At 58.4% G+C, this 20,346-nt stretch carries 25 protein-coding genes; 3 read left to right on the top strand and 22 right to left on the bottom strand.

What is annotated here, in order from left to right; genetic code table 11:
- Positions 1-126 precede the first annotated feature (126 nt).
- The 3 genes from AC07SU_RS20855 to AC07SU_RS20845 all read right to left on the bottom strand — a co-directional run bounded on the left by AC07SU_RS20855 (position 127) and on the right by AC07SU_RS20845 (position 3,112).
- Positions 127-882, bottom strand: a complete 756-nt coding sequence (locus tag AC07SU_RS20855) for an alpha/beta hydrolase family protein (RefSeq protein WP_178924255.1) — start codon at positions 880-882, stop codon at positions 127-129.
- Positions 872-1,981 carry a DUF3182 family protein gene (locus AC07SU_RS20850; protein ID WP_494998094.1) on the bottom strand — a complete coding sequence of 370 codons (1,110 nt, stop codon included), beginning with the start codon at positions 1,979-1,981 and terminating at the stop codon, positions 872-874. Before AC07SU_RS20850 ends, AC07SU_RS20855 begins: the two co-directional genes overlap by 11 nt.
- Before the next feature lie 171 nt (positions 1,982-2,152).
- Positions 2,153-3,112, bottom strand: coding sequence for a GlxA family transcriptional regulator (locus tag AC07SU_RS20845; protein ID WP_176999260.1), 960 nt, complete (start codon positions 3,110-3,112; stop codon positions 2,153-2,155).
- A 97-nt stretch (positions 3,113-3,209) separates the two neighbouring features.
- Between AC07SU_RS20845 and AC07SU_RS20840 the strand changes: the two genes are divergently transcribed.
- On the top strand, positions 3,210-3,773 hold the full coding sequence (locus AC07SU_RS20840; protein ID WP_494998093.1) for a cysteine hydrolase family protein: 564 nt from the start codon (positions 3,210-3,212) through the stop codon (positions 3,771-3,773).
- A gap of 21 nt (positions 3,774-3,794) precedes the next feature.
- Here the strand turns inward: AC07SU_RS20840 and tam are convergent, their stop codons facing one another.
- Positions 3,795-4,556: a trans-aconitate 2-methyltransferase gene (gene tam / locus AC07SU_RS20835; protein WP_494998092.1), complete on the bottom strand. Its 762-nt coding sequence runs from the start codon at positions 4,554-4,556 to the stop codon at positions 3,795-3,797.
- Positions 4,557-4,657: 101 nt separating this feature from the next.
- Here tam and AC07SU_RS20830 point away from each other — a divergent pair, with 101 nt between their 5' ends.
- Positions 4,658-5,566, top strand: coding sequence for a LysR family transcriptional regulator (locus AC07SU_RS20830; RefSeq protein ID WP_494998091.1), 909 nt, complete (start codon positions 4,658-4,660; stop codon positions 5,564-5,566).
- A gap of 66 nt (positions 5,567-5,632) precedes the next feature.
- Here the strand turns inward: AC07SU_RS20830 and AC07SU_RS20825 are convergent, their stop codons facing one another.
- On the bottom strand, positions 5,633-6,148 hold the full coding sequence (locus AC07SU_RS20825; protein WP_003232445.1) for a single-stranded DNA-binding protein: 516 nt from the start codon (positions 6,146-6,148) through the stop codon (positions 5,633-5,635).
- A 9-nt stretch (positions 6,149-6,157) separates the two neighbouring features.
- Positions 6,158-7,552 (bottom strand): MFS transporter, encoded by a 1,395-nt coding sequence (locus AC07SU_RS20820; RefSeq protein WP_178924243.1) that lies wholly within the window; start codon positions 7,550-7,552, stop codon positions 6,158-6,160.
- A gap of 178 nt (positions 7,553-7,730) precedes the next feature.
- Here AC07SU_RS20820 and uvrA point away from each other — a divergent pair, with 178 nt between their 5' ends.
- Positions 7,731-10,565 carry an excinuclease ABC subunit UvrA gene (gene uvrA, locus AC07SU_RS20815; protein ID WP_176999255.1) on the top strand — a complete coding sequence of 945 codons (2,835 nt, stop codon included), beginning with the start codon at positions 7,731-7,733 and terminating at the stop codon, positions 10,563-10,565.
- 64 nt (positions 10,566-10,629) lie between these two features.
- Here the strand turns inward: uvrA and bfr are convergent, their stop codons facing one another.
- From bfr to rpsN, 16 genes are all read right to left on the bottom strand, one after another.
- Positions 10,630-11,094, bottom strand: a complete 465-nt coding sequence (gene bfr, locus AC07SU_RS20810; RefSeq protein WP_176999254.1) for a bacterioferritin — start codon at positions 11,092-11,094, stop codon at positions 10,630-10,632.
- Positions 11,095-11,249: 155 nt separating this feature from the next.
- On the bottom strand, positions 11,250-12,698 hold the full coding sequence (locus AC07SU_RS20805) for a catalase (protein ID WP_494998090.1): 1,449 nt from the start codon (positions 12,696-12,698) through the stop codon (positions 11,250-11,252).
- Positions 12,699-12,936: 238 nt separating this feature from the next.
- Positions 12,937-13,323, bottom strand: a complete 387-nt coding sequence (rplQ, locus tag AC07SU_RS20800) for a 50S ribosomal protein L17 (RefSeq protein WP_003176402.1) — start codon at positions 13,321-13,323, stop codon at positions 12,937-12,939.
- Positions 13,324-13,364: 41 nt separating this feature from the next.
- Positions 13,365-14,366, bottom strand: a complete 1,002-nt coding sequence (locus AC07SU_RS20795; RefSeq protein WP_003176403.1) for a DNA-directed RNA polymerase subunit alpha — start codon at positions 14,364-14,366, stop codon at positions 13,365-13,367.
- 22 nt (positions 14,367-14,388) lie between these two features.
- Positions 14,389-15,009: a 30S ribosomal protein S4 gene (rpsD, locus tag AC07SU_RS20790; RefSeq protein WP_003176404.1), complete on the bottom strand. Its 621-nt coding sequence runs from the start codon at positions 15,007-15,009 to the stop codon at positions 14,389-14,391.
- Between the two features lie 18 nt (positions 15,010-15,027).
- Positions 15,028-15,417 (bottom strand): 30S ribosomal protein S11, encoded by a 390-nt coding sequence (rpsK, locus tag AC07SU_RS20785; RefSeq protein ID WP_002555466.1) that lies wholly within the window; start codon positions 15,415-15,417, stop codon positions 15,028-15,030.
- Positions 15,418-15,447: 30 nt separating this feature from the next.
- The gene (gene rpsM / locus AC07SU_RS20780; protein WP_003194635.1) at positions 15,448-15,804 is read right to left on the bottom strand and encodes a 30S ribosomal protein S13; all 357 of its coding nucleotides are present in this window, start codon (positions 15,802-15,804) and stop codon (positions 15,448-15,450) included.
- A gap of 129 nt (positions 15,805-15,933) precedes the next feature.
- Complete coding sequence (rpmJ, locus tag AC07SU_RS20775; RefSeq protein WP_002555468.1) at positions 15,934-16,050, bottom strand: 50S ribosomal protein L36; 117 nt, start codon at positions 16,048-16,050, stop codon at positions 15,934-15,936.
- A 27-nt stretch (positions 16,051-16,077) separates the two neighbouring features.
- A complete protein-coding gene (gene secY, locus AC07SU_RS20770; protein WP_071485371.1) occupies positions 16,078-17,406 on the bottom strand; it encodes a preprotein translocase subunit SecY in 1,329 nt (442 codons plus the stop codon).
- Positions 17,407-17,844, bottom strand: coding sequence for a 50S ribosomal protein L15 (rplO, locus tag AC07SU_RS20765; protein WP_176999252.1), 438 nt, complete (start codon positions 17,842-17,844; stop codon positions 17,407-17,409). It lies immediately after the preceding gene.
- Positions 17,845-17,847: 3 nt separating this feature from the next.
- Positions 17,848-18,024: a 50S ribosomal protein L30 gene (gene rpmD, locus AC07SU_RS20760; RefSeq protein ID WP_003176408.1), complete on the bottom strand. Its 177-nt coding sequence runs from the start codon at positions 18,022-18,024 to the stop codon at positions 17,848-17,850.
- A gap of 2 nt (positions 18,025-18,026) precedes the next feature.
- The gene (gene rpsE / locus AC07SU_RS20755; protein ID WP_003176409.1) at positions 18,027-18,527 is read right to left on the bottom strand and encodes a 30S ribosomal protein S5; all 501 of its coding nucleotides are present in this window, start codon (positions 18,525-18,527) and stop codon (positions 18,027-18,029) included.
- A 3-nt stretch (positions 18,528-18,530) separates the two neighbouring features.
- Positions 18,531-18,881 carry a 50S ribosomal protein L18 gene (rplR, locus tag AC07SU_RS20750; protein WP_003186037.1) on the bottom strand — a complete coding sequence of 117 codons (351 nt, stop codon included), beginning with the start codon at positions 18,879-18,881 and terminating at the stop codon, positions 18,531-18,533.
- Between the two features lie 10 nt (positions 18,882-18,891).
- Positions 18,892-19,425 carry a 50S ribosomal protein L6 gene (rplF, locus tag AC07SU_RS20745; protein WP_003176412.1) on the bottom strand — a complete coding sequence of 178 codons (534 nt, stop codon included), beginning with the start codon at positions 19,423-19,425 and terminating at the stop codon, positions 18,892-18,894.
- A gap of 12 nt (positions 19,426-19,437) precedes the next feature.
- Positions 19,438-19,830, bottom strand: coding sequence for a 30S ribosomal protein S8 (gene rpsH / locus AC07SU_RS20740; protein ID WP_010206883.1), 393 nt, complete (start codon positions 19,828-19,830; stop codon positions 19,438-19,440).
- Between the two features lie 208 nt (positions 19,831-20,038).
- The gene (gene rpsN, locus AC07SU_RS20735) at positions 20,039-20,344 is read right to left on the bottom strand and encodes a 30S ribosomal protein S14 (protein ID WP_003176414.1); all 306 of its coding nucleotides are present in this window, start codon (positions 20,342-20,344) and stop codon (positions 20,039-20,041) included.
- Positions 20,345-20,346 lie beyond the last annotated feature (2 nt).

Below are 20,346 nucleotides of genomic sequence, written 5' to 3'. Positions count from 1 at the left end.
GACGGGTTAATCGCCATCGCAGGCAAGCCAGCTCCCACAGTTGAAGGTATTCACAATTCAAAAGGTGTGAACCCAATCAAATGTGGGAGCTGGCTTGCCTGCGATGGCGATCTCAAGAGCACAAAACTATCGGGATTGGATAATGCTCAACCGCTCCCCCACCACCATCTCGGTAATCCAATCCACCAGAATCGACGTATAAGCCTGCTGCGACACTGGATCGCTGAGCGCATGGTCGGCGCCATCGATGATGCGGTGGGTCAGCGAGTGGGTCTGCTGGCACGCTGCGCGGTAGCTCATGATGGTGGCGTGGGGCACGTGGTCGTCGGACTCAGACTCCACGATCAACACATCCCCGGTAAACGCCGAACACGCGTGCAACGCACGATTGGTTTCGGCATGCACCAGCGTGCTGCGGTAATCCATCAAGTCCGCCTTATCCAGGTCCCGCTTGGGCTTGAGCCACTCCTGATCGCGGTACAGCGCCGGCACACGCAACGCCAGCCAGCGTACCGGGCGCAATGACGTGAGGATCGCCGCCAGGTAGCCGCCATAACTGGTGCCCACTACCGCGACCGCCGAGGTGTCGATGGCCGGGTGCGACAGCAACCGGTCGTAGGCCGCCAGCAGATCGCGCAGGTTGTCTTCACGGGTCACGCGAGACAGCGGAATGCCGGTGCCCGCATGGCCGCGCAAGTCGAACGTGAGGCACACGCAGCCCAGGCCTGCAATGCCTTTGGCGCGCTCAAGGTCGCGCTCTTGGCTGCCGCCCCAACCGTGCACGAATAGCACGCCAGGCACTTTGGATTTGGGGCTCAGGAAGGTGCCGCTCATCTGTTCGTCGTCGATATCGATCGCAATGCTTTCGCTTCTAGCCGTCATAAGCCTTAACCGTCACGTATTTGAGAAGAAAGTCGCTGTTTTGCGCAGGCCCGCGGTACACCTCGATAGCGTCAGCCGGCAGAGGCTGATCCACGTAGGTCTCGACCGAGGCCACTTGAATGGCGCGCAGGCCTGGGTGATTGATAAAACTCTGCAACGCGGCGACTTCCGCGCTGCTCGCGCCGCCCATGCGCCAGGATTGTTCGAGCACGCCGCTGCGGCGTTGGCCGTCGCTGTCCAGGCCCTGGGCGATGTCGTAGTTGCGCCGCGACGCATAGAAACCGGGGTAGGCCTCGTCGGCAGCGTTGTCGAACACCCGGGCTTGTTCGATGGCTTCGCACACATCATCGGGCAGTGGGAGGCGCAACAGGTCTTCGTAATAGCCAGGCACCACTAGCAGGTTGGAACCGCCGTAGACGTCCTCGCCCTGCCCGTCTTTTGTGAGGTACTGCTCGCCGCAGTAGCTGATTACATGATCGCCGATGAAGCTCTGGCCGACACTGTGGGTGATCACATCGCTCAGGTCTTGCTCCAGCACCACGCCGTCGTCGAATAGGCGCGCGCTGTCTGGTCGCGCCAGTAAGGCTTCGAATTCGTCGAGGCTGTGGATAACTTCCTGACCGCGCCCGGCGCACGCATGCACGGGCTTCAGGCGGATGGGGCCGCTGTAGAGCAGGCGCGTGGCCGCAGATCGCGCATCTTCGAGGGCAAAGACGCTCAGGCCGTCGAGTACAACAGCCCGTACTCGCTCGCAGAACAACGGCGACCAACCTTCGGGCGCCTTGGCGTCGGGGCCGAGCAGGCCGTGGCTGATGGCCTTGGTGCAGATGAAGTCGTGCTCGACATACCCGCCCCACAGGTCTTGCGGCCCTTTGATATTGAGCTGCCGCGCTTGCTCGGCACCCACCAGGGTTTGCGTGGGCAGCAGGTACAACTCCCGGCCGGCATGCCGATCGGGATCATAACTGCCGCCGAATTTGAGCCCGAGAATCTGCGCCAGCCAGCGCGCCAGGGCGAGGTTGGTTTGGACCTCGTGCAATGGCGCGCCTTCGCGCGTGGAGTGAGCAACGACAAGCTTTCTGCGTTGAGTTGGGGTCATGCGTCCCCCTTGGCCTTCCCGCCCTGTGTGTGAGGGGAAAGTTGCAGGGATCAGGCCAACGCCTGTTATGACGCGACGGTTTGCAAATCAAGCAGTTGCGGGGAAAGCGATGGCAGTAGGCCTGTTTTATTCTGCACGACGGCCCGTGAATGGCGCGGCGTTCTGCACGATTCACACACCGAAGCGGCTGCGGTAATCGCTGGGTGCCAAGCCGGTGATTTTCTTGAACGTGGCGCGGAACGCACTGGGGTCCTGATAGCCCACGGTCCAGGCGATGTGGTCAATGGTGCCGTTGGTGAATTCGAGCATCTGCCGCGCCTTGCCCACCCGTAGGTGCTGGCAATACTCGGTGGGTTTGAGCCCCGTCGCATTGCGAAAACGCCGCAGGAAGGTGCGTTCTTCCAGCCCCGCCTCTTGCGCCATTGCGGTGACCGACACGTCCACCGCGCCGCTGGCTTGCAGCCAGTGCTGCACCTTGAGAATCGCGGTATCGCCATGGCCGAGAATCGGCGCGAAGTTGCTGCCGCACTGGCTGGCACTGTCGCTGTGCTCGATCACCAGGAATCGCGCCGTACTGGCGGCGATACTTGGCCCCATCAGCCGATCAACCAGGCGCAGGCCCAGTTCGGACCAGGCCATCAGCCCGGCCGTGGTGATCAAATCCCCGTCATCAACGATTGGCTTGTCGGCTTCCAGGCGCACGGCCGGGTAACGCAGGGCAAAGGACTTGGCCGAGGACCAATGGGTAGTGGCACTGCGCCCATCCAGCAGGCCGCTGCGCGCCAGCATGATCGAACCGATGCACACGCCACCGAGCACGGTGCCTGCAGCATGCCTTTGACGAAGCCATTCCAGCAGAGCGGGTGGCGCTTGTTCTTCAGTGAATTCGCCGATGGAGGGCGGCACCAGCACGGCCATCATGGGTTGGTCTGGCCCGGGGTGGCTATCGAACACGCGGGTGGGCGTGCCGATGGCGTCTACCTGCCAATGACTGACGCGCAACAGGGGCAGTTGCGAGGATTGATGCTCGGCAGCGATCCGATTGGCGACGCCGAACAGGTCGGTCAAGCCATGCACGGCCGCCAATTGCGCACCTCTGTAGATCAACACACCCAGCTCAACAACCGCCATTGTCAGTTTTCCCCCTGTTATTGTCGGTGCGGCCAATCCCGGGTGCGGGCGCCAGCTAAGATACTAAGCCCCATCAACCCATCACGAGGCAACACACATGGCCAAGCAAGCGCTCATCCTAATCGATATCCAGAACGACTACTTCCCTCAGGGCAAGTGGCCGCTCGACGGCGTTGAAGCCGCGGCCGACAAGGCTGCGCAGGTGCTCCAGGCTTTTCGCCAAGCGGGGGATGCGGTGATTCATGTGCGCCATGAGTTCACCTCCGATGACGCGCCCTTTTTTGCCCCGGGCTCCGAAGGTGCGCACTTGCACTCCAAGGTGCTGAACGAAGGCAGCGAGCCGGTGGTGCTTAAACATTTCGTGAATGCGTTTCGTGAAACCAACCTGCGCACCTTGCTGGAACAGCGCAGCATCACCGACGTGGTCGTCGTCGGCAGCATGAGCCACATGTGCATCGACGCCGTGGTGCGAGCGGCGGCGGATCTTGGCTACAAGGTCACGGTGATTCATGACGCGTGTGCCACGCGTGACCTGGAATTCAACGGGCAGGTGATTCCAGCGGCGCAGGCGCACGCGGCTTATATGGCGTCGCTGGGGTTTGCGTATGCAGACGTGCTGTCGGCGGATGAGTACTTGAAAGCGCAAGCGGCGGCGGCATGACCGCCACTTGCCGGCCAGGTATCAGCGGGTCGCAATGATGAACAGGCGCGGGAATGGCAGCAATACGGTGCCGTCGCTCAGGGCTGGATAAGCTTGGGTAATCCGCGCCTTGTATTCCTGTAGGAAGGCGGCCTTTTCGCTATCGCTCAACGGTGCGAGGAAGGGCCTCAGGGCCGAGGCCTTGAACCATTCCACGACCGCCCCGTGATCGGCCAACGGATGCTGGTAGGTGGTGCGCCACACATCGACGGTGCTGCAGTGTTTGCTCAGCAGCTCGTAGTAGTAGCTGGCCGCATGCCGCTCGTTGTGCTTGACCGCGCCGATCTTCGCAGACCAGGGGCCATCGGCTGCCACTTCACGGGCCAGGCGGTGCGCAGGTTCGTCGAGGTTGTCCGGGGTTTGTACCGCCAGCGTGCCACCGGGGGTGAGCTGGTGGACCAAGTGTGGATAAAGCGTGGCGTGGTCCGGCAGCCATTGCAGCGAGGCGTTCGCCAGTATCACGTCGTATGGTTGCGCAGGGTTCCAGGCACCAATATCCGCCAGTTCAAAGGCCAGTTCGGGTAGGCGCTTGCGTGCATCGGCCAGCATGTCATCGGAGCTGTCCATGCCAGTGACGTGGGCCTGTGGATAACGCTCGGCCAGCACCTCGGTGGAATTGCCCGGCCCGCAACCCAGGTCGACGGCGCTGCGAACTTCGGTATTCGGGATAGCCGCGACCAGGTCACGGACGGGACGGGTGCGCTGTTGTTCGAACATCGTGTACTGCTTGGCAGACCAGGTCATCACGGCTTTCCTTCTTTATGAGGTTGGCTACAGCCTAAATCTTGTGAGCCATGAGAACAAATGCCAGGATTGGAGCACTCCCATACCCGGAAAGTATGCTTATGTTGGAACTCCGCCAGCTCAAGGCCTTTGTCGCGATTGCCGAAGAAGGTTATATCACCCGCGCCGCCGAACGCCTGGGCATGCAACAGCCGCCGTTGACGCGCCTGTTGCAAAGCCTTGAGGGGGAGTTGGGGGTGGTCTTGATGGAGCGCCTGCCCAGAGGGGTGCGCCCCACCACTGCCGGGCTGGCCTTGCTGGATGAGGCGCGGGAAATCCTCGCCAGGTCTGAAGGCATCGCCGAAGTGGTGCGCCGTGCCGCGCGTGGTGAACGCGGGCGCCTGGCAATCGGCTTTACGAGTTCGGCAGCCCTGCATCCTTTTGTGCCGAGTGTGTTGCGGCTATTTCGCGAAACCTTTGTCGGCGTCTCGGTGGTGCTGGAGGAAGCCGGTACTGGCGAACTGCTGGACGCGCTGGTGCATGAGAAGCTCGATGCGGCGTTTATTCGCTCGCCACTGAGCGGCACTCAATCGTTACAGGATGAACCTATCCTGGTGGAGCCGATGTTGCTGGCGCTACCCACCGATCATCCGCTGGCAATCGATGCAGGCTCTCCCCTGCCGTTGAAGGCCTTGGCGACCGAATCCTTTGTGCTCTACCGCCGTCGAGTGGGATTGGGGTTGTACGACGCGATCCTGGTGGCCTGCCGTGAGGCCGGGTTCAGCCCCCAAGTGGTCCAGGAAGCACCACGCATGACCGCCACGTTGAGCCTGGTGGCGGCGGGCCTGGGCGTGTCCATCGTGCCGGCCTCCATGCAGCGGTTGCGTGGCGACGGCATCGTTTATCGAGCGCTGACGGAATGCCAGAGCCTGGTGGCGCCGCTGCATTTGGCAACACGGATCGGGGATGGCTCGGCGGTGTTGCAACGGTTCAAGGAGATGGTGGTAACGGCCGCGTCGACAGATGCCTGATCACGGGCCATAAAAAACCCCCGACGCTTTCGCGGTCGGGGGTTTTGGTGTTCCGGGTCTCAGACCTTAGAACGGGATATCGTCATCAAAGCTGTCGAAATCCGGAGCCGGTTGCGGAGCAGCCTGCTGTGGCGCTGGACGCGACTCACGCTGTGGCTGCTGGCTTGGCTGTGGACGCGACTGCTGTGGACGCGGAGCCGAGTTGGACATGCCGCCCTGGCCCTGTTGGTCGCCCTGTGGACGGCCGCCCAGCAGTTGCATGGTGCCTTGCATGTCGACCACGATTTCAGTGGTGTAACGCTTGATACCGTCTTTTTCCCACTCGCGGGTCTGCAGCTTGCCTTCGATGTAGACCTGCGAACCTTTGCGCAGGTATTCACCGGCGATCTCGGCGACCTTGCCGAACATCGACACACGGTGCCATTCGGTTTTCTCGACCTTCTGGCCGGTCTGCTTGTCGGTCCACTGTTCGCTGGTCGCCAGACTCAGGTTGGTCACGGCGTTACCGTTAGGCAAGTAGCGAACTTCGGGATCCTGGCCGCAAGTACCGACCAATATGACTTTGTTAACCCCACGGGCCATAACGTTCTCCTAGGCTGGGCGCGCTGTCGGCACTGGGTTGACCAGTTGCTCGAGCGTCGCGCGATCCAATAATTCGGTGTCCAATTTGATGTAGATGGCGGCTTCTTCGGCGATCACTACCGCATCTGTTACCCCAACAACGGCCTTAAGGCGCTCTACCAGGCCGGCTTCACGAATTGCTTCGGGCGACAAAGGCAGGCGCAGGCTTGTGACGTATGGCGGTTCGCGCATGGTAACAGCAAAGGCTAACCAAAGTGCAGCCAGCCCGGCGCATCCCAGGAAGACAACCGACAAACCGCCATGCTGGAACATCCAGCCACCCATGATGCCGCCCAATGCAGAACCGAGGAACTGGCTGGTGGAATACACTCCCATCGCCGTGCCCTTGCCACCGGCCGGTGAAACTTTACTGATCAGCGAAGGCAACGAGGCCTCCAGCAAGTTGAACGCGGTGAAGAACACCACCGTGCCGATCACCAGCGCCCGCAGGCTGTCGCCGAACTGCCAGAAGAATAGCTCAGTGAGCATCAGCGTCGCGACGGCGCCCAGCAGCACTTGTTTCATCTTGCGTTTTTTCTCGCCATAGATGATGAACGGGATCATGGCGAAGAACGAAATCAGCAGCGCGGTGAGGTAGACCCACCAGTGCTGTTCCTTGGGCAGGCCGGCTTTTTCGACCAGCGCCAGAGGCAGCGCGACAAAGCTGCACATCAGCATCGCGTGCAACACGAAGATACCTAAATCCAGGCGCAGCAGGTCCGGATGCTTGAGCGTCGGCAACAACGCCTTGCGCGCCACACCGGACTCGCGGTGCTGCAAGGTGCCGGTAGAACGCGGCACCATGAAGGCCACGATCACGATCCCGAACAACGCCATGCCACCCGTTGCGAGGAACAGACCGTGCAAGCCGAACGCGCGAGTCAGCAAGGGGCCGACCACCATGGCCACGGCAAACGACAGGCCGATGGTCATGCCGATCATGGCCATGGCCTTGGTGCGGTGTTGTTCACGGGTGAGGTCAGACAGCAGCGCCATGACCGCTGCAGAAATCGCGCCGGCACCTTGCAGGACGCGACCGGCAATCACGCCCCAAATAGAATCTGACTGAGCGGCGAGCACGCTGCCGAGGGCAAAGACGATCAATCCCAGATAGATCACCGGGCGGCGGCCGATACGGTCGGAAATGATCCCGAACGGGATCTGGAAAATAGCCTGGGTCAGGCCATAGGCGCCAATCGCCAGGCCGATCAATGCGGGGGTCGCGCCTGCGAGGTCCATCCCATAGGTCGCCAGCACCGGCAACACCATGAACATGCCAAGCATACGGAAGGCGAACACCAGGGCCAGACCGCTTGCCGCTCGGGTCTCGCCGCTACTCATGCGTTCGCTGTGGGGATCGTGCATGGAAAAACCTCGTGTGAACCGGCGGCGATTCTACCAGTCCCATCGATTGAGAGGGTATATGCGGCGCTTTGCCGCGCAGCTTTCATGTAAGGCTGCAAGCGGCGTTTTGACAGTGTATATTCATCCAGTCTTTAGCCGTATACTCCAGCATTATTTACGCCCGCCGTGCGAGGCCATCTTGGACAAGATCCTGATTCGTGGGGCTAGAACCCACAACCTGAAGAACATCGACCTGACCCTGCCCCGGGACAAACTGATCGTCATCACCGGCTTGTCCGGGTCCGGCAAATCGTCCCTGGCGTTCGACACGCTGTATGCCGAAGGCCAGCGTCGTTATGTGGAATCGCTGTCGGCCTATGCCCGCCAGTTCCTGTCGATGATGGAAAAACCCGACGTCGATACCATCGAAGGCCTGTCGCCGGCGATCTCCATCGAGCAGAAATCGACCTCCCACAACCCGCGCTCCACCGTGGGCACCATCACCGAAATCTACGACTACTTGCGTCTGCTGTATGCGCGAGTCGGTATTCCGCGCTGCCCCGACCACGACATTCCCCTGGAAGCCCAGACCGTCAGCCAGATGGTCGACCTGGTGCTGGCCCAGCCGGAAGGCGCCAAGCTGATGTTGCTGGCACCGGTGATCCGTGAGCGCAAGGGTGAACACCTTTCCGTCTTCGAAGAACTGCGCGCCCAGGGCTTTGTACGCGCACGCATCAACGGCAAGCTGTATGAGCTGGATGAAGCGCCGAAGCTCGACAAACAGAAGAAGCATTCGATCGACGTGGTGGTGGACCGCTTCAAGGTGCGGGCTGACTTGCAGCAGCGCCTGGCGGAATCGTTTGAGACCGCGTTGAAGCTGGCGGACGGCATCGCCCTCGTGGCGCCGATGGATGACGAGCCGGGCGAAGAAATCATCTTCTCCGCTCGTTTTGCCTGCCCGATCTGCGGTCACGCCATCAGCGAGCTGGAACCCAAGTTGTTTTCTTTCAATAACCCGGCCGGCGCCTGCCCGACTTGCGATGGCCTGGGGGTCAAGCAGTTCTTCGACATCAAGCGCCTGGTCAATGGCGAACTGACCTTGGCGGAGGGGGCTATACGCGGCTGGGACAGGCGTAACGTCTACTACTTCCAGATGCTCGGGTCGTTGGCGGCCCACTACAAGTTCAGCCTGGAAGTGCCGTTCAACCAACTGCCTGCCGAACAGCAGAAAGTCATCCTGCATGGCAGCGGTTCGCAGAACGTCGATTTCAAATACCTGAACGACCGTGGCGACATCGTCAAGCGCTCCCACCCGTTCGAGGGCATCGTGCCGAACCTGGAACGTCGCTACCGCGAGACCGAATCGGCGAGCGTGCGTGAAGAATTGGCAAAGTTCCTCAGCACCCAGCCCTGCCCGGATTGCCGCGGTACGCGCCTGCGTCGCGAGGCTCGCCATGTGTGGGTCGGTGAGAAGACGTTGCCGGCTGTCACCAGCCTGCCGATCGGCGATGCCTGCGAGTACTTTGGTGTGCTCAAGCTAACGGGACGCCGTGGCGAGATTGCCGACAAGATCCTCAAGGAGATTCGCGAGCGGCTGCAGTTCCTGGTCAATGTTGGCCTAGACTACCTGTCGCTGGATCGCAGTGCCGATACCTTGTCGGGCGGTGAAGCCCAGCGTATTCGCCTGGCCAGCCAAATTGGTGCCGGCCTTGTCGGCGTGCTGTACATCCTCGACGAGCCATCGATTGGCTTGCACCAGCGAGACAACGACCGCCTGCTGGGCACGTTGAAACACCTGCGCGATATCGGCAACACCGTGATTGTGGTCGAGCACGACGAAGACGCGATTCGCCTGGCCGATTACGTGGTCGACATCGGCCCGGGTGCGGGCGTGCACGGCGGGCACATTGTGGCCGAGGGCACGCCGGCCGAGGTCATGGCCCATCCCGACTCGCTGACCGGCAAATACCTGTCGGGCCGAGTGAAAATTGAAGTGCCGGCCAAGCGTACACCGCGCAACAAGAAGCTGGCGCTGCACCTCAAGGGCGCGCGGGGCAATAACCTGCGCAATGTCGACCTGGAGATTCCGCTGGGCCTGCTGACGTGTGTGACCGGGGTTTCCGGCTCGGGCAAGTCGACGCTGATCAACAACACGCTGTTCCCGTTGAGTGCCACTGCCTTGAACGGCGCGACCACCCTGGAAGCGGCTGCACACGACAGCATCAAGGGCCTGGAGCACCTGGACAAAGTGGTCGATATCGACCAGAGCCCGATTGGCCGCACACCGCGCTCCAACCCGGCGACCTACACCGGCTTGTTTACGCCGATTCGCGAGTTGTTCGCGGGCGTGCCGGAATCCCGCTCACGGGGCTACGGGCCAGGTCGTTTCTCGTTCAACGTCAAGGGCGGCCGCTGCGAAGCCTGCCAGGGCGATGGCTTGATCAAGGTGGAGATGCACTTCCTGCCGGACATCTACGTGCCGTGCGACGTATGCAAGAGCAAGCGCTACAACCGCGAAACCCTGGAGATCAAATACAAGGGCAAGAGCATCCACGAGACCCTTGAGATGACTATTGAGGAAGCCCGGGAGTTCTTTGATGCCGTTCCAGCGTTGGCGCGCAAGCTGCAGACGCTGATGGACGTAGGCTTGTCGTATATCAAGCTGGGGCAATCGGCGACCACGTTGTCTGGTGGTGAGGCACAACGGGTGAAACTGTCCCGTGAGCTGTCCAAGCGCGATACCGGCAAGACCCTGTACATCCTCGATGAACCGACCACCGGCCTGCACTTCGCGGACATCCAGCAACTGCTGGACGTGCTGCACCGTCTGCGCGATCACGGCAACACGGTGGTCGTGATCGAGCACAACCTGGATGTGATCAAGACGGCCGACTGGCTGGTCGACCTGGGGCCGGAAGGCGGCTCCAAGGGTGGCCAGATCATCGCGGTGGGTACGCCGGAGCAGGTCTCCGAAATGCCGCAATCCCATACTGGTTACTACTTGAAGCCGCTGCTGGAGCGCGACCGGGCCTGATTATCGGGCCCAATAAAAAGCCCCTGTCACTTTGCGGTGACAGGGGCTTTTTCGTAGCCGGGAATCAGAACTGCGATTGCAGGTAATTCTCCAGGCCCACCAGCTTGATCAGACCCAGCTGCTTTTCCAGCCAGTAGGTGTGATCTTCTTCGGTGTCGTTCAACTGCACGCGCAGGATCTCACGAGTGACGAAGTCGCTGTGCTTCTCGCAGAGCTCAATGCCCTTGCAGAGTGCGGCTCGCACCTTGTACTCAAGACGCAGGTCGGCAGCGAGCATGTCAGGCACCGTGGTGCCCACATCCAGATCATCAGGACGCATACGCGGCGTGCCCTCGAGCATGAGGATACGGCGCATCAGTGCGTCGGCGTGCTGTGCCTCTTCTTCCATCTCGTGATTGATACGCTCGTAGAGCTCGGTAAAGCCCCAGTCTTCGTACATGCGCGAATGGATGAAATATTGGTCACGCGCTGCCAGTTCGCCCGTCAGCAACGTGTTGAGGTAATCGATTACGTCGGGGTGACCTTGCATCGCCCTACATCTCCCTGCTTGAAAGTCTGTAGTTTGAACCATGATGACTCGGAGGTCACGAGACCAACGGCAGAAAAGTGAAGACTTTCAGAGAAAAGTAGCTGATTTAACGCAAAAACCGCCCAAATGAGGGCGGTTCTGCTTATCGTTTAGAGTCAGTTAAGCGATACACCCAATGCCTTTGCGATTGCTTCTCCATAAGCCGGGTCTGCCTTGTAGAAGTGCCCCAACTGGCGCTGGACCACATCACTGGAGACCCCGCCCATGGCGCCGGCGATGTTGTTGACGAGCAATGCTTTCTGCTCGTCATTCATCAGGCGGAACAGCGCACCGGCGTGGCTGTAGTAATCGGTGTCTTCGCGGTGATCGTAACGGTCCGCGGCGCCACTGAGGGCCAGCGCTGGCTCTGCGTACTGAGGAGCCTGCTTCGGTGCGTCGCTGTAGCTGTTCGGCTCATAGTTTGGCGCTGCGCCGCCGTTGCTGCCGAAGGCCATCGAACCGTCACGCTGATAGCTGTTCACCGGGCTGCGTGGGGCGTTCACCGGCAATTGCTGGTGGTTGGTGCCAACACGGTAGCGGTGCGCATCTGCGTAAGCGAATACACGACCTTGCAGCATGCGGTCCGGCGACAGGCCGACACCTGGAACCATGTTGCTTGGACCGAACGCAGCTTGTTCCACTTCAGCGAAGTAGTTCTGCGGATTGCGGTTGAGTTCCAACTCGCCAACTTCAATCAGCGGGAACTCCTTCTGCGACCAGGTCTTGGTCACGTCGAACGGGTTCTCGTAGTGAGCGTTGGCCTGGGCCTCAGTCATGATCTGAATGCAGACGCGCCATTTCGGGAAATCACCACGCTCGATCGCACCAAACAGATCGCGCTGGGCGTAATCAGGGTCGGTACCGGCCAGGCGTGCAGCTTCTGCAGGCGCCAGGTTCTTGATGCCTTGCTTGGTCTTGTAGTGCCACTTCACCCAGTGACGCTCGCCATTGGCGTTAATCAGGCTGTAGGTGTGGCTGCCGAAGCCGTGCATGTGACGGTAGCCATCAGGGATGCCACGGTCGGAAAACAGGATGGTGACCTGGTGCAGCGCCTCCGGGGAGTGCGACCAGAAGTCCCACATCATTTGGGCGCTTTTCAGGTTGCTTTGCGGCAGGCGTTTCTGAGTGTGGATGAAGTCAGGGAACTTCAGCGGGTCACGGATGAAAAACACCGGAGTATTATTACCCACGATGTCCCAGTTGCCTTCTTCGGTGTAGAACTTCAACGCAAAACCGCGTGGATCGCGCTCTGTATCAGCCGAACCGCGTTCGCCCCCTACAGTGGAGAAACGCAGGAAGGTCGGCGTTTGCTTGCCAACGGATTCGAACAGCTTGGCACTGGTGTATTTCGTGATGTCCTGGGTGACCGTGAAAGTACCGTAGGCGCCTGAACCTTTGGCGTGCACACGGCGCTCAGGAATGTTCTCGCGGTTGAAGTGAGCGAGCTTCTCGATCAGGTGAAAATCGTCGAGCAGCAGCGGGCCGCGTGGGCCGGCGGAACGGGAATTCTGGTTGTCCGCAACGGGGGCGCCGCTGGCGGTAGTAAGGATTTTATTCTGGCTCATGCTCAATTTCCCTCAGGTCGGACTTGGAACTGCCGGCTAATCGGCTTGGAGGGAGTATTGATCATCAACATGACGTCTACAAATTCATTAAATTGTAGGCATCAATAGAAAATTTCTACCAAACTCTCGCTGACCCATAGCGTTAAGCACTCACCGTGGAATTTTGAACACACTGCACTTTTCTTACGCGCACAAAAAACCGGGCACTAGGCCCGGTTCTTCGTTACAGCTTGTCGTCTTACTCGGCGCTTACAGCTTCGCCAGCAGTAGCACGATCAACCAACTCGACGTACGCCATAGGCGCGTTGTCGCCAGCACGGAAACCGCACTTGAGGATGCGCAGGTAGCCACCCTCACGGGTAGCGTAACGCTTGCCCAGGTCGTTGAAGAGCTTACCAACGATAGCTTTCGAACGAGTACGGTCGAAAGCCAGACGGCGGTTAGCCAGGCTGTCTGTCTTGGCCAAAGTAATCAGCGGCTCAGCAACGCGACGCAGTTCTTTAGCTTTCGGCAGTGTAGTTTTGATCAGCTCGTGCTCGAACAGCGACACCGCCATGTTTTGGAACATGGCCTTGCGGTGCGAGCTGGTACGGCTCAGGTGACGACCACTTTTACGATGACGCATGGTTCATTCCTTACCAAACTCACGTTCGGTGATTACGACGATCAGGCAGTCGCCTTGTCGTCCTTCTTAAGACTTGCAGGCGGCCAGTTGTCGAGGCGCATGCCGAGGGACAGACCGCGGGAGGCCAGAACGTCCTTGATTTCAGTCAAGGATTTCTTGCCCAGGTTCGGAGTCTTCAACAGTTCTACTTCGGTACGCTGAATCAGGTCGCCGATGTAGTAAATGTTTTCCGCCTTAAGGCAGTTAGCCGAACGTACAGTCAGTTCCAGATCGTCAACCGGGCGAAGCAGGATCGGATCGATCTCGTCTTCCTGCTCGATTACCACTGGTTCGCTGTCACCTTTGAGGTCGACGAACGCAGCCAACTGCTGTTGCAGGATGGTTGCAGCGCGGCGGATAGCCTCTTCAGGATCCAGAGTACCGTTGGTTTCCAGATCAATAACCAGCTTGTCCAGGTTAGTACGCTGTTCGACACGGGCGTTTTCCACCACGTATGCGATACGGCGAACCGGACTGAACGAAGAGTCAAGCTGCAAGCGACCAATGCTGCGGCTTTCGTCTTCATCGCTCTGACGCGAGTCGGCCGGTTCATAACCACGACCACGAGCTACGGTGAGCTTCATGTTCAGGGCGCCGTTAGACGCCAGGTTAGCGATTACGTGATCGGGGTTAACGATCTCGACATCATGATCCAGCTGAATATCGGCAGCGGTAACCACCCCCGAACCCTTCTTCGACAAGGTCAGCGTAACTTCGTCACGGCCGTGCAGCTTGATAGCCAGACCTTTAAGGTTCAACAGGATTTCAATTACGTCTTCCTGTACACCTTCGATGGCGCTGTACTCGTGGAGCACACCGTCAATCTCGGCCTCGACTACTGCACAGCCGGGCATTGAGGACAACAGGATGCGGCGCAGCGCGTTGCCCAGGGTGTGGCCAAAACCACGCTCGAGAGGCTCGAGAGTGATCTTGGCGCGGGTTGGACTGACAACCTGCACATCAATGTGGCGGGGTGTCAGGAACTCATTTACCGAAATCTGCATGGATGCACCTATTTTCTAGCCCTTACTTGGAGTAGAGCTCGACAATCAGGCTTTCGTTGATGTCGGCGGACAGATCACTGCGAGCAGGAACGTTCTTGAAAACGCCCGACTTCTTCTCAGTGTCTACTTCTACCCATTCTACGCGGCCACGTTGGGCACACAGATCGAGAGCTTGGACAATGCGAAGTTGGTTTTTTGCTTTCTCGCGAACTGCAACCACGTCACCAGCACGAACCTGGTAGGACGGAACGTTTACGGTCTGACCGTTAACGCTGATCGACTTGTGCGATACCAGCTGACGGGATTCGGCACGAGTAGAACCAAAGCCCATACGGTATACAACGTTGTCCAGACGGCATTCGAGCAGTTGCAGCAGGTTTTCACCGGTTGCACCTTTCTTGCCAGCAGCTTCTTTGTAGTAGCCGCTGAATTGACGCTCGAGAACGCCGTAGATACGACGGACCTTCTGCTTTTCACGCAGTTGGGTGCCGTAGTCGGACTGGCGACCGCGGCGTTGGCCGTGGATACCAGGTGCTGCTTCAATGTTGCACTTCGATTCGATCGCGCGCACGCCGCTCTTCAGGAAGAGATCGGTGCCTTCGCGACGAGCGAGTTTGCATTTTGGACCAATGTAACGAGCCATTCTTTACAATCTCCTGGATTACACGCGGCGCTTCTTCGGCGGACGGCACCCGTTGTGCGGGATTGGCGTCACGTCGGTGATGCTGGCGATCTTATAGCCACAGCCGTTCAAAGCACGGACAGCGGACTCACGACCTGGACCTGGACCCTTGACGTTAACGTCGAGGTTTTTCAGGCCGTATTCCAGCGCAGCTTGACCAGCACGTTCAGCAGCTACTTGAGCAGCGAACGGGGTGGACTTGCGGGAACCGCGGAAACCCGAACCACCAGAGGTAGCCCAAGACAGCGCGTTACCTTGACGGTCGGTGATGGTCACGATGGTGTTGTTAAAAGAAGCATGGATGTGGGCGATGCCATCAACCACTGTCTTTTTAACTTTTTTACGAGGACGAGCAGCAGGTTTTGCCATGATAATTTTCCTGTCGATTCGCTGGGGCGATTACTTGCGGATCGGCTTACGCGGACCTTTACGGGTACGCGCGTTAGTCTTGGTACGCTGACCGCGTACTGGAAGACCACGACGATGACGCAGACCGCGATAGCAACCGAGGTCCATCAAACGCTTGATTTTCATGTTGATTTCGCGACGCAGGTCACCTTCAGTGGTGAACTTCGCCACTTCGCCACGCAGCTGTTCAATCTGCTCGTCGCTCAGATCCTTGATCTTAGCGGCTGGGTTTACCCCAGCAACTGCGCAAATTTTCTGCGCAGTAGTGCGACCAACACCATAGATGTAGGTCAGCGAGATAACAGTGTGCTTGTTATCTGGAATGTTAACGCCTGCAATACGGGCCATTCAGTGGGACTCCAATTGACAGCTACCTACGCCCCGGAAGCCAAGAAATAGGGCGCGAGATAATATCGCTGTAATAACAAATAATCAACCCGGCAGCGCACTAGCTGCCGGGCTTCAAGCGGATCACACTCAGCCTTGGCGCTGTTTGTGACGCGGTTCCGCGCTGCAAATTACTCGAACAACACCTTCGCGGCGAATAATCTTGCAGTTACGGCACAGCTTTTTCACCGATGCACGAACTTTCATCACCAACTCCTCGAACCTTATGGGTACTCAGCGCAACATGCCGCTGCCGTAACCCTTCAGGTTGGCTTTCTTCATCAGGGATTCGTACTGGTGCGAAACGAGGTGCGATTGTACTTGGGACATGAAGTCCATCACAACCACGACCACGATCAGCAACGAGGTCCCGCCAAGGTAGAACGGAACGTTTGCCGCAACCACCAGGAACTGGGGCAGCAGGCACACGGCCGTCATATATAGAGCACCGAACAGGGTCAAACGAGTCAGAACGCCATCAATGTAGCGCGCAGACTGCTCACCTGGACGGATGCCCGGAATAAAGGCACCGGACTTCTTCAGGTTTTCCGCTACGTCTTTCGGATTGAACATCAACGCCGTATAGAAGAAGCAGAAGAAAATAATCCCTGCACTAAACAGCAGAATATTCAACGGCTGACCAGGAGCGATCGACTGAGAGAGGTCCTGCAGCCAGCCCATATTTTCAGACTGACCAAACCAGGTACCCAACGAAGCCGGAAACAGCAAAATGCTGCTCGCGAAAATTGCCGGAATAACACCGGCCATATTCACTTTCAGCGGCAAGTGGCTGGTCTGCGCAGCAAAGACCTTACGGCCCTGCTGACGCTTGGCGTAGTGAACAGCAATACGACGCTGGCCACGCTCAATGAACACCACAAAACCGATAATCGCTACTGCCAGCAAACCGATGGCAACCAGAGCGAAGATATTGATATCACCCTGACGTGCAGACTCGAAAGACTGCCCAATTGCTCTCGGAAGACCGGCGACGATACCTGCGAAAATCAACATCGAGATACCGTTGCCAACACCACGCTCAGTAATCTGCTCACCCAGCCACATCATGAACATCGCACCAGCCACAAATGTGGATACCGCGACGAAATAGAAGCCAAAGTCACCAGTGAACGCAACACCCTGCCCAGCCAGACCAACGGACATGCCGATAGCCTGAACCAGGGCGAGGATGACAGTGCCGTAGCGGGTGTACTGGCTAATCTTGCGACGGCCAGCTTCACCTTCCTTCTTCAACTGCTCCAGCTGCGGGCTGACGGCGGTCATCAGTTGCATGATGATCGATGCCGAAATGTACGGCATGATCCCCAGTGCAAAGATGCTCATCCGTTCCAGCGCGCCGCCGGAAAACATGTTGAACAAGCTAAGAATGGTCCCCTCATTCTGTCGAAACAGGTCTGCGAGTCGGTCCGGGTTGATACCTGGAACCGGGATGTGTGCGCCTATTCGGTAGACGATAATCGCCAGGAACAGAAAACGCAGACGAGCCCAAAGTTCAGACATACCGCCTTTGCCGAGCGCTGAGAGAGCACCTTGCTTAGCCATTTATTCCTCGAACTTGCCGCCAGCTGCTTCGATAGCCGAACGCGCACCTTTGGTGGCGCCGATTCCCTTGCCGATAGTGACAGCGCGAGTCACTTCACCGGACAGCATGATTTTCACGCGCTGTACGTTGACGTTGATCACGTTGGCATCTTTCAGGGTCTGCAGAGTAACGATGTCGCCGTCCACTTTAGCCAGCTCGGACAGACGCACTTCTGCGCGGTCCATGGCTTTCAGGGATACGAAACCGAACTTAGGCAGGCGACGATGCAGCGGCTGTTGACCGCCTTCAAAGCCTGGAGCAATGGTGCCACCGGAACGGGAGGTTTGACCTTTGTGGCCACGGCCACCAGTCTTACCCAAACCGCTACCGATACCACGGCCCGGACGATGCTTTTCGCGACGGGAACCCGGCGCTGGACTCAGATCATTGAGTTTCATCGATTAACCCTCTACACGCAGCATGTAGTAAGCCTTGTTGATCATCCCGCGATTCTCGGGAGTATCCTGGACTTCTACAGTGTGACCGATGCGACGCAGACCCAAACCTTTAACACACAGTTTGTGGTTAGGGATGCGGCCGGTCATGCTTTTGATCAGCGTTACTTTAACGGTAGCCATGATCAGAAGATCTCCTTGACAGTCAGGCCACGCTTGGCAGCGATGGACTCAGGAGACTGCATAGCTTTCAAACCTTTGAAAGTGGCGTGAACCACGTTTACCGGGTTAGTCGAGCCGTAGCACTTGGCCAGAACGTTCTGAACGCCAGCAACTTCGAGGACAGCACGCATAGCGCCGCCAGCGATGATACCGGTACCTTCAGAAGCAGGCTGCATGTACACCTTCGAAGCGCCATGGGCGGACTTCATTGCGTACTGCAGAGTGGTGCCGTTCAGATCAACTTGGATCATGTTGCGACGAGCAGCTTCCATTGCCTTCTGGATCGCAGCAGGCACTTCACGCGACTTGCCACGGCCGAAGCCAACACGCCCTTTACCATCACCTACCACGGTCAACGCGGTGAAAGTGAAAATACGGCCGCCTTTAACGGTTTTGGCTACGCGGTTAACTTGAACCAGCTTCTCAATGTAGCCTTCGTCGCGCTTTTGGTCGTTATTTGACATAACTTAGAACTCCAGCCCAGCTTCACGAGCAGCATCAGCCAGCGCTTTCACGCGGCCGTGGTACTTGAAGCCAGAGCGGTCGAAAGCCACTTGCGAGACGCCAGCGGCCTTAGCACGCGTAGCGACCAGCTGGCCAACCTTTGTGGCCGCGTCGATGTTGCCAGTGGCACCATCACGCAGTTCTTTATCCAAAGTCGAGGCGCTTGCCAGGACCTTGTTGCCGTCGGCCGAGATGACCTGGGCGTAGATGTGCTGCGACGAGCGGAACACGCAGAGACGCACGACTTCGAGTTCGTGCATTTTCAGGCGTGCTTTGCGAGCGCGACGCAGTCGAGTAACTTTTTTGTCGGTCATTTGCTATGCCCTACTTCTTCTTGGCTTCTTTACGACGGACGACTTCGTCCGCGTAGCGCACACCTTTGCCTTTGTACGGCTCTGGTGGACGGAAGTCGCGGATCTCAGCAGCCACTTGACCTACCAGTTGCTTGTCGATGCCCTTGATCAGGATATCGGTCTGGCTAGGAGTCTCAGCGGTGATGCCTTCCGGCAGTTCGTAATCCACTGGGTGCGAGAAGCCAAGGGCCAGGTTCAAAACCGTGCCTTTTGCTTGCGCTTTGTAACCAACACCGACCAGCTGGAGCTTACGCTCGAAGCCTTGGCTTACGCCTTGGACCATGTTGTTTACCAACGCACGCGTGGTACCGGCCATTGCGCGAGTTTGTTGATCGCCATTGCGAGCAGCAAAACGCAGCTCACCAGCTTCTTCAACGATCTCAACGGACGAATGGATGTTCAGTTCAAGAGTACCCTTGGCACCCTTCACCGAAAGCTGTTGGCCTGCGAATTTGACTTCGACACCGGCTGGCAGCTTAACGGGGTTCTTAGCGACGCGAGACATGCTTATCCCCCCTTAGAACACAGTGCAAAGAACTTCGCCGCCGACACCGGCAGCGCGCGCAGCACGATCCGTCATCACACCTTTGTTGGTGGAGACGATAGACACGCCCAGACCGCCACGAACTTTCGGCAGATCTTCAGCGGACTTGTACTGACGCAGGCCTGGACGGCTAACGCGCTTCACTTCCTCGATGACCGAACGGCCTTCGAAGTACTTCAGCTCGATGGACAGCAGTGCTTTTACATCGCTGCTGATCTGATAACCCGCAATGTAGCCTTCGTCTTTCAGGACTTTGGCAACAGCTACCTTCAACTTGGAAGATGGCATGCTTACGACGGACTTTTCAGCCATCTGGGCATTACGGATACGAGTTAGCATGTCCGCTAACGGGTCCTGCATACTCATGGGCTAGACGCTCCTAATACAAAAAAATTAGCCTTGCGGCTACATATGTCGCCGAGAATCTCCGGGCATAGAAAACACGGGCTCAGGCGAGCCGGGTATTCTAGACACACTCCGGAAATGAAACAAGCCCCAAAAGGGGCTTGTTCCAGATTCAAGGTCACCGGTGGTCGCTATCTTGCGACGCCAACCACCTGGACTTCGAAAGTACTTACCAGCTGGCTTTAACCAGACCTGGTACGTCACCACGCATTGCCGCTTCACGCAGTTTGTTACGGCCGAGGCCGAACTTGCGGTAAACGCCGTGTGGACGACCGGTCAGGCGGCAGCGGTTACGCATGCGCGAAGCGCTTGCGTCACGTGGCTGCTTCTGCAGAGCAACTGTAGCTTCCCAACGCGCTTCTGGACTTGCGTTCAGATCAACGATGATTGCTTTCAGTGCTGCACGCTTCTTGGCGTACTTGGCAACCGTGAGCTGACGCTTCAGCTCGCGGTTTTTCATGCTCATCTTGGCCATGG

The sequence above is a fragment of the Pseudomonas sp. GW821-FHT05H12 genome (genome assembly GCF_059419385.1).
This window is presented reverse-complemented; position numbering and strand designations above follow the sequence as displayed.